General features: G+C 73.8%; 8 protein-coding genes. 2 read left to right on the top strand and 6 right to left on the bottom strand.

Annotated features, from left to right (window positions below):
- The 3 genes from AOJ26_RS03660 to AOJ26_RS03650 form a co-directional block, all read right to left on the bottom strand.
- Window positions 1-1,502 (bottom strand): L-aspartate oxidase (locus AOJ26_RS03660; RefSeq protein WP_053846707.1); only part of this gene is annotated, 1,502 nt, incomplete at its 3' end.
- Window positions 1,499-2,491, bottom strand: coding sequence for a pantoate--beta-alanine ligase (gene panC, locus AOJ26_RS03655; RefSeq protein ID WP_053846706.1), 993 nt, complete (start codon window positions 2,489-2,491; stop codon window positions 1,499-1,501). The genes panC and AOJ26_RS03660, both read right to left, overlap by 4 nt.
- Window positions 2,488-3,417: a Rossmann-like and DUF2520 domain-containing protein gene (locus tag AOJ26_RS03650; protein WP_053846705.1), complete on the bottom strand. Its 930-nt coding sequence runs from the start codon at window positions 3,415-3,417 to the stop codon at window positions 2,488-2,490. The genes panC and AOJ26_RS03650 overlap by 4 nt, the downstream gene beginning before the upstream one ends.
- A gap of 170 nt (window positions 3,418-3,587) precedes the next feature.
- On the opposite strand from AOJ26_RS03650, the gene AOJ26_RS03645 reads away from it, so the two are divergent.
- Complete coding sequence (locus AOJ26_RS03645) at window positions 3,588-4,826, top strand: threonine aldolase family protein (protein ID WP_053846704.1); 1,239 nt, start codon at window positions 3,588-3,590, stop codon at window positions 4,824-4,826.
- A 61-nt stretch (window positions 4,827-4,887) separates the two neighbouring features.
- Here AOJ26_RS03645 and AOJ26_RS03640 read toward each other — a convergent pair whose 3' ends face one another.
- Complete coding sequence (locus AOJ26_RS03640; protein ID WP_053846703.1) at window positions 4,888-5,115, bottom strand: hypothetical protein; 228 nt, start codon at window positions 5,113-5,115, stop codon at window positions 4,888-4,890.
- A 99-nt stretch (window positions 5,116-5,214) separates the two neighbouring features.
- Here AOJ26_RS03640 and AOJ26_RS03635 point away from each other — a divergent pair, with 99 nt between their 5' ends.
- Window positions 5,215-6,321 carry a DUF5937 family protein gene (locus AOJ26_RS03635; protein ID WP_053846702.1) on the top strand — a complete coding sequence of 369 codons (1,107 nt, stop codon included), beginning with the start codon at window positions 5,215-5,217 and terminating at the stop codon, window positions 6,319-6,321.
- 18 nt (window positions 6,322-6,339) lie between these two features.
- On the opposite strand, the gene AOJ26_RS03630 is transcribed toward AOJ26_RS03635, so the two are convergent.
- Window positions 6,340-7,011 carry a response regulator transcription factor gene (locus tag AOJ26_RS03630; protein ID WP_053846701.1) on the bottom strand — a complete coding sequence of 224 codons (672 nt, stop codon included), beginning with the start codon at window positions 7,009-7,011 and terminating at the stop codon, window positions 6,340-6,342.
- Between the two features lie 81 nt (window positions 7,012-7,092).
- Window positions 7,093-8,295, bottom strand: coding sequence for a sensor histidine kinase (locus AOJ26_RS03625; RefSeq protein ID WP_053846700.1), 1,203 nt, complete (start codon window positions 8,293-8,295; stop codon window positions 7,093-7,095).
- Between the last annotated feature and the right edge of the window lie 109 nt (window positions 8,296-8,404).

The following is an 8,404-nucleotide window of genomic DNA, read 5'->3' as shown; positions in this document are numbered from 1 at the left end:
AGGTTGGTGGCCTCCCAGGTGTCGACGCCGGGCTCGGCCGTCTTGCCGTTCTCGGTGAGGGCGTCGCGGGCGTCGGTGTGCAGTTGCTGGAGCAGTTCGGCGGCCTTGGACAGGGACTCGGCGGAGCGCAGCACGCCCGCTCCCTGCGTCATGATCCGCTGGATCGCGAACCGGGCCTCGGGGCCGAGCAGCGGGTGGGCGGGCCTCTCGGGCTGTTCGACGGGGGCGGGCACGCGCGCGTGGAGGCCGGCACGGCTGGCCGCGATGTCGGCCACGATGCGCTCGGCGTAGACCAGGCCCTCCAGCAGCGAGTTGGAGGCGAGCCGGTTGGCGCCGTGCACCCCGGTGCAGGCGACCTCGCCGCACGCGTACAGGCCCGGGACGGTCGTACGGCCCCGGGGGTCGGTGCGCACGCCGCCGGAGGCGTAGTGGGCGGCCGGTGCGATCGGGATGGGTTCGTGGACCGGGTCGATGCCGTGGGCGCGGCAGGCGGCGAGGATGGTCGGGAAGCGGTGCTCCCACATCTCGGCGCCGAAGTGCCGGGCGTCGAGGAACATGTGATCGGCGTCCCGCTCCTGCATGCGGCGCGTGATGCCCTTGGCGACGATGTCGCGGGGCGCCAGCTCGGCCAGTTCGTGCTGGCCGACCATGAAGCGCACGCCGTCGGCGTCGACCAGGTGGGCGCCCTCGCCGCGCACGGCCTCGGAGACGAGCGGCTGCTGGCCCTCGGCGTCCGTGCCGAGGAACAGCACGGTGGGGTGGAACTGCACGAATTCCAGGTCGCTGACCTCGGCTCCGGCGCGCAGGGCGAGCGCCACGCCGTCGCCGGTCGACACGGACGGGTTGGTGGTCGCGGAGAACACCTGGCCCATGCCGCCGGTCGCGAGGACGACCGCGGGGGCGTGCACGGCGCCCACGCCGTCGTGCTGGCCCTCGCCCATGACGTGCAGGGTGACGCCTGCGGTCCGGCCCTCTGCGTCCGTGAGCAGGTCCAGCACGAGCGCGTTCTCGATCGTGCGCAGTCCCCGCGCGCGGACGGCCTCGACGAGCGCCCGGGAGATCTCCGCGCCGGTCGCGTCGCCGCCCGCGTGGGCGATCCGGCGCCGGTGGTGGCCGCCCTCGCGGGTGAGCTCCAGGTCGCCCGCCTCGGACTCGTCGAAGTGCGCGCCGGTCGCGATCAGGCGGCGTACGGCGTCGGGTCCCTCGGTGACGAGGATGCGCACGGCCTCCTCGTCGCACAGGCCCGCGCCCGCGACCAGGGTGTCGTCCAGGTGCTGCTCGGGGGTGTCGCCCTCGCCGAGGGCCGCGGCGATGCCGCCCTGCGCCCAGCGGGTGGAGCCGTCGTCGAGGCGGGCCTTGGTGACGACGACGGTCCGCAGGCCCTCGGCCTCGCAGCGCAGGGCCGCGGTGAGACCGGCGACGCCGGAGCCGACGACCACGACGTCCGCGTCGATGGACCAACCTGGCGCGGGCGCGTGCAGTCGTATGCCGGTGGTGGTCACGAGGCGGCTCCGAAGGTCAGCGGGATGTTGTCGATCAGCCGGGTCGTCCCCACCCGGGCGGCGACGGCGAGGACGGCCTCGCCGGTGAAGTCGTCCTCGATCTCGGTGAAGTCCGACGGGTCGACGAGCGCGAGGTAGTCCAGGGCGAGCGGCGGGTCCAGGCGCGCGGCGTCGTCCAGGACGAGACGGGCGGCCGCGCGGACCGCCGAGGGGGCTCCCGGCAGGGCCTTCGCGACGGCGTGCGCGTCGGCGGCCGCACGGGACTCCCCGAGGGCGCTCAGGGCCTCGGCACGCGCGTGTGTGGCGGGCACCTCGCGGGCCCGGGCGCGCAGCGCCTCCTGTGCCGCGTGCCGGTCGCGGCCCGCGAACAGCGCGCCGGAGAGCGCGAGTGCCGTGCGGCGTTCCTTCGGCGAGAGGTAACGGTTGCGGCTGGAGAGGGCCAGGCCGTCGTCCTCGCGCACGGTGGGCACGCCCACGATGTCGACGCCGAAGTTCAGGTCGCGCACCATGCGGCGGATGAGGGCGAGCTGCTGGGCGTCCTTCTGGCCGTAGAGGGCGATGTCGGGGCGGGTGAGGTGGAGCAGCTTGGCGACGACGGTGAGCATGCCGTCGAAGTGGCCGGGGCGCGAGGCGCCCTCCAGGCGCTCCCCCATCGGGCCGGCGCTGATGCGCACCTGGGGCTCGCCGCCGGGGTAGACCTCGTCGACGGCGGGCGCGAAGACGGCGTCCGCGCCGGAGTCCTCGGCGATCTTGAGGTCGGCGTCCAGGGTGCGCGGGTAGCGGTCGAGGTCCTCGCCGGCGCCGAACTGGAGGGGGTTCACGAAGACGGTGACGACGACCTCGCCGTCCGGTCCGGCGATCTCGCGCGCGGTGCGGATCAGGGTGGCGTGGCCCTCGTGCAGGGCGCCCATGGTCATCACGACGGCCCGGCGGCCCGCACGCGTGCGTGCGTGCAGTTCGCCGGCGGTGCGCAGCAGGTTCGTGGTCATCGGGCGTCTCCCTCGGCGCCGTTGGTCCCGGTGGCGAGTACCCCGAGGAGGTCCTCGGCGAGTTCCGGCTTGAGCAGTCCGTGGGCGAGCGCCCGGTCGGCGGTCGCGCGGGCCATCGCCAGATAGCCGGAGACGGTCTGCGGGGCGTGCTTGCGCAGTTCCGTGACGTGCGCGGCGACGGTGCCGGCGTCCCCGCGCGCGACCGGGCCGGTGAGGGCCGCGTCGCCGGAGCGCAGGGCGTTGTCGAGGGCGGCGCCGAGCAGCGGGCCGAGCATCCGGTCGGGGGCCGTCACGCCGGCCGAGCGCAGCAGTTCCATGGCCTGGGCGACCAGGGTGACCAGGTGGTTGGCGCCGAGGGCGAGGGCCGCGTGGTACAGCGGGCGCTTCTCCTCGTCGATCCACTCGGGCTCGCCGCCCATCTCGATGACGAGCGCCTCGGCGGCCAGCCGCAGTTCCTCGGGGGCGGTGACGCCGAAGGAGCAGCCCGCGAGGCGCTGGACGTCCACGGGGGTGCCCGTGAAGGTCATCGCCGGGTGCAGGGCCAGCGGCAGGGCGCCCGCGCGCAGGGCGGGGTCCAGGACCTTCGCGCCGTACCGCCCGGAGGTGTGCACGAGGAGCTGGCCCGGCCGCACCGCGCCGGTCTCGGCGAGGCCCTCGACGAGACCGGGCAGGGTGTCGTCGGGGACGGTCAGCAGCACCAGGTCGGCGCGCTGGAGGACGTCCGCGGGGGTGACCAGGGGGACGTCCGGGAGCATCAGCTCGGCGCGCCGCCGGGAGGCGTCGGAGACTCCGGAGACGGCGACCGGACGGTGTCCGGCCAACTGGAGGGACGCGGCGAGCGCCGGCCCCACCCGGCCGGCGCCGACGACGCCGACGGTGAGCCGCGCGGGGCGGTCCTTGCTGTCTGGCTGTTGGACTGTAGTCACGCGACGGCGGCCTTCCCGTTCCAGTCCGCATCTGGGTACCGGACGATTTCTCGTCATGTTAACGCGATCGGTTCGAGGGGCGTCCGGTTGTCCACAGGCTGTGGGTTCCGTGGGCCGGGTGTGCGGAAATGGGCGTGCCCGCGGCCCGGGGCGCACGAGATGATCCGCGCATGAGTGACACAGCGGAGCAAGGGGCCGAGCGGACGGACGCCGGGGGACGACCGGAGCAGGTCACGCCGGAGGAGCCGGCGGAGCGCAGCACGGAGGAGGAACGGCTCCTGCGCCGTCGCGCACGGCGCATCAGCGCCGGCCGGAGCGCGGAGCGCACGCTGGCCCGCCTGGACATGCTCGCACCCCTGCGCGAGCGCCTGGCGCTGCTCGACGGGGCGGACACGCTCTACGACCTGGACGAGCCGGGCGACCTCTACGGCAACGGCGTCGTCGCGGCCCTGGAGGAGAAGGTCGCGGGTCTGCTCGGCAAGGAGGCCGCCGCCTTCTTCCCGACCGGCACGATGGCCCAGCAGGTGGCGCTGCGCTGCTGGGCGGGCCGCACCGGCAACCCCACCGTCGCCCTGCACGCCCTGGCCCACCCCGAGGTGCACGAACGCGACGCCTTCCGGGAGGTCTCCGGTCTGCGCCCGGTCCATGTGACGAGCGAACCGCGGCAGCCCACGGCCGACGAGATACGCGGCTTCGAGGAGCCCTTCGGGGCGCTGATGCTGGAACTGCCCCTCAGGGACGCCGGTTTCCTGCTGCCCACCTGGGAGGAGCTCACCGAGCTCGTGGGAGCGGCGCGCGAGCGGGACGCGGTCGTGCACTTCGACGGGGCACGCCTGTGGGAGACCACCGTCCACTTCGGCCGGTCGCTGCCCGAGATCGCGGACCTCGCGGACAGCGTCTACGTGTCGTTCTACAAGTCCCTCCAGGGCTTCGGCGGGGCCGCGCTGGCCGGACCGAGGAGCCTGGTCGAGGAGGCGAAGACCTGGCGGCACCGGTACGGGGGCGCGGTCTTCCAGCAGTTCCCGACCGCCCTGTCGGCCCTCGCCGGACTGGAGCACGAGCTGCCCAGGCTGCCCGATTACGTCACCCACGCGCGCGTGGTGGCCGCCGCGCTGCGCGAGGGGTTCGCCCGGGCCGGACTGCCGTGGGCGCGGGTCCACCCCGAGGTGCCGCACACCTTCGACTTCCAGGTCTGGCTTCCGTACGGCGTCGACGAATGCTCCGAGGCGGCGATCCGGCAGGCGGAGGAGACGGGCACGGCCCTGTTCGTCAACGCCTGGGACGAGAAGGGCCCGGACCTGTCCATGACCGAGGTCTACGTCCGCGCCGCCGCCCTGGAGTGGACGGCGGCGGACGTACGGGCGGCGGCCGCCGACTTCGCCTCCCGGTTGCCGAAGGCCGGCACCTAGGGGCGTCAGCCGGCGGACCGGTGGCCTGGGGCACCGGCTGGCGAACCGGTGGCCAGGGACGTCAGCCCGTGAGCCGGCAGCCGGGGCCGGGCCGCCGTCGCAGCCACCGGCGCAGCGCGTGCCGTACCCGCCCCCGGGCGGGCCGTCCCGCGAGGACCGCCAGGAAGCGCCGGTACTCGCGCAGTTCACGCACGGCCCGCACGTCATGGGTGCCGGGGGCGGGCGGCACGGAGGTGCCGAGGTGCCGGGCACGGTAGGTGTCGACGAGGTGCTGCTGGGTGATGCTCATGGCCCCCAGGCTGCGCCGCCGCGGCGGCCGCGTCGCGTCGATTGACGGCCCCTGTCAATCGGGGACGGCGTTGTCAGTGGCGGGGTGCACCATGAGGTCATGAGCGTGCGCATCGACATCGCGGGGCTGCGGCCGGAGAGGGTCGCCGTCGTGCCCTCGCCCCTGGCCGAGCTCGGCATGGCGCTGCACGCGCTGGCCGAACCGGGACACCATCCGGGACTCCAGGCCTGGGTGACGGGCGTGACCGCGCGGCTCGACCCGCACCTCGCCGACCGGATGTGCGAGGCGGACTTCCTGTGGCGGACGACGTTCTCGGACCTGTTCATGCCGTTCGCCGGCGTCGCGGGCCGGACCACGCTCCCCGGGTCCTGCATCGCCGAGGACCTGGACCTGCTCGACAAGCTGACGGACGAGCAGTTCGTGGACGCCGCCCTGGAGTTCACCTGTGCGCTGCCGTACTCCTCGTACGGCCCGAGTGTGCTCTCCGACAGCGCGCTGCACCGGCGTGCCCTGGAGCTGGCCGCCTCGCGCGGGCCGCGGCAGGTGCGGTTCGCCGAGCGGCTGCTGGCCGACCCGCCGCGGATCCGGGCCTGGTTCCGGCAGTTCGTGGAGGACTGCGACGAGGCGTTCTTCTCGGACACCTGGTCGCGGCTGCGCCACCAGCTCACGGCGGACGCCCGCCACAAGACGGACCTGCTGCGCCGCAAGGGCCTCGCGGAGGCGCTGACCGCGGTGTCGCCGGCGGTCACGCTCGACGAGGAGGCCGGCCGCATCACGGTCGACAAGCTGGGCATCGGGCACAGCGCCACGGCCGAGGGCGGTCTGCTGCTGGTCCCGACGAGCCTGGGCTGGCCGCACCTGAGCGTGCTGCACCGGTACGGCTGGCAGCCCGCCCTGCACTACCCGGTCGGCTCCCCCGAGCTCGCCTCCCCGCCCTCGGTCGAGCAGTTGGCCCTGCGGCTGGGCGCGCTCTCCCATCCGGTCCGGATGCGCCTGTGCCGGCATCTGGCCCGCAGCGCCTACACCACCAGCGAGCTCGCCCAGGTGCACGGCATGACCGCCCCGGAGATATCCCGGCACCTGGGCGTCCTCAAGAAGGCGGGCCTGATCACCACCCGCCGCCGCGGCCGGTACGTCCTGCACCAGCTCGACGTCACCGTGGTGGCGCGGCTGGGCAGCGACTTCCTGGAAGGGATATTGAGGTAGCCCGGGCCACGCCCTGTCTCAGCCCTGCCCGCCCGCGCGCACCAGCCCCGTCTCGTAGGCGAGGACCACCACCTGCACCCGGTCCCGGAGGCCCAGCTTGGTCAGGATGCGGCCGACGTGGGTCTTCACCGTCGCCTCGGACAGCACCAGCCGGGCCGCGATCTCGCCGTTGGACAGGCCCTGCGCGACCAGCACCATGACCTCGCGCTCACGGCCGGTGAGCCGCTCCAGTTCCGCGTGCTGGGGCTCCTTGCCGGTGGTGGGCAGCATGGGAGCGAACCGGTCGAGCAGGCGCCGGGTCGTGGAGGGGGCGACCACGGCGTCACCGCTGTGCACCGAGCGGATCGCGGTGAGCAGTTCGCCGGGGGGCACGTCCTTGAGCATGAAGCCGGAGGCGCCCGCCTTCAGCCCGGAGAAGGCGTACTCGTCGAGGTCGAAGGTGGTCAGGATCAGCACCTTCGGCGGGTCGGGCTCCGAGCAGATGCGGCGGGTGGTCTCCACACCGTCGAGCTTCGGCATGCGGACGTCCATCAGGACCACGTCCACGGCGGTCGAGCGCAGCACCTGGAGGGCCTCCACGCCGTCCCCCGCCTCCGCGACGACCTCCATGTCCGGCTGGGCCGCCAGCACCATCCGGAACCCGGTGCGCAGCAGCACCTGGTCGTCGACGAGCATCACGCGGATCGTCATGGGGCCTCTTCCGTTTCCTCGGGGTCGTACGCAGGTCGCCAGGGGGGCGTGACAGGTGTCAACAGGGGGCGCGTGTCGGCGTCAATGCGCTGGTTTGAGCGGGAGCAGTGCGCTGATGCGGAATCCTCCGCCGGGGCGGGGGCCCGCGTCCAGGGTGCCGCCGACCATGCCCACCCGCTCGCGCATGCCGATCAGACCGTGGCCCGCTCCGTCGGCGCCGCCCTCCTCGTACAGCTCGTGCGGGGCGCCCTTGCCGTCGTCCTCGACGAGCAGGCCGAGGCCGTCGTCGAAGTAGACCAGGCGCACGCTCGCACCCGCGTTCGGCCCGCCGTGCTTGCGCGTGTTGGTGAGCGCCTCCTGCACGATGCGGTACGCGGTGAGCTCGACGCCGCTGGGCAGCGGGCGCGGGGTGCCCTCGATCTTGAAGTCGACGGGGAGCCCGGAGCCGCGGCACTGCTGGACGAGGTCCTCGATCTGCTCGACGTCGGGCTGCGGGACGTACTCGCCGCCCTCCTGGTGTTCGCCGGTGCGCAGCACGCCCAGCAGGCGGCGCATCTCGGCGAGGGCCTGGCGGCCGGTGGACGAGATGGTCTCCAGGGCCTTCTTGGCCTGGTCGGGCGCGGCGTCGAGGACATAGGCGGCGCCGTCGGCCTGGACGACCATGACGGAGACGTTGTGCGCGACGACGTCGTGCAGTTCGCGGGCGATACGGGCGCGCTCGGCGGCGACGGCGACCTTGGCCTGCGCCTCGCGCTCCTTCTCCAGGCGGGCGTTGCGCTCCTCCAGCTGCGCGAAGTAGGCGCGGCGGGTGCGGATCGAGTCGCCGAGCACCCAGGCCAGGGCGAACGGCACCGTCTGGAAGATCATGATCGCGACGTTGCCGAGCGCGCCGGAGTTCTCGTTCGGCCAGCGCAACTGCGCGACGGGGGCGGCGCACAGGCCGATCGTCAGCGCCAGCCGGGACGCCCAGCGGGTGCCCGTGGCGGCCACGGTGTAGACGATCACCAGGAAGGCGAAGTCGGCGGGGGTGGTCTCCACGTCCAGCACGACCTGCGCCACGCCGAGCCCGATGGCCAGCAGCAGCATGCGCTCCGGCATGCGCCGGCGCAGCGCGATCACCACGCACAGCAGCAGGACGACCGGGATGATCGCCATCGGGGAGTGGGTCCCCCGGGACTCCCCACGGGCGGTTTCGCTCGCGAGCGAGATCCCGAGCAGGAAGACGGCCCAGAAGACGTCGACCCCGGTCGGGTGCCTGCGGAGGAAGTCATAGAGGCGCTGCACGTAACCCAGCGTAGGGAAGCGTGATGTGTGCAGGGGTCAACCGGAGGACCGATCCGTACCGCCCGCGCGTACTCCCCAAGGTGGAGGCCCTGTTCCCCGGTGCGCCTAG

Source organism: Streptomyces sp. NRRL B-24085, from assembly GCF_001282115.1.
Taxonomy (GTDB): domain Bacteria; phylum Actinomycetota; class Actinomycetes; order Streptomycetales; family Streptomycetaceae; genus Streptomyces.
Note: the sequence above shows the minus strand (reverse complement) of the source record. Positions and strands in the feature narration are given on the sequence as shown.